1 protein-coding gene is annotated in these 243 nt (G+C 46.5%); it reads right to left on the reverse strand.

The window, feature by feature from the left end; all coding sequences use genetic code 11:
- The coding region (locus C5470_RS22380) for a hypothetical protein (protein ID WP_422631108.1) at nt 1-243 on the reverse strand (243 nt) is incomplete at both ends.

The raw sequence follows: 243 nt of genomic DNA on the forward strand, positions 1-243 counted from the left end.
CCCGTATAAACTCGATGCCCACGGCTCTTTTCGGAAGGTTTTACTGTACTGACAGGCAGCAACCTGTCATTGGCCGGGCAGATATAAAGGTCTTTCTCCGCATGATAAATAAACCGCGATTTTGGGTAGATTTTTCTTAGGCTCTGATGCTCATTGCCTTCCGGGCAGAACAACAGAATGTGATGTTTTTGCGTCTCAGCAATCACCTCGTCATGGAAATAACCGGCATCCAATAACAGCTTG

The organism is Photorhabdus stackebrandtii, from assembly GCF_011189495.1.
In the GTDB taxonomy this organism is placed as follows: domain Bacteria; phylum Pseudomonadota; class Gammaproteobacteria; order Enterobacterales; family Enterobacteriaceae; genus Photorhabdus; species Photorhabdus khanii.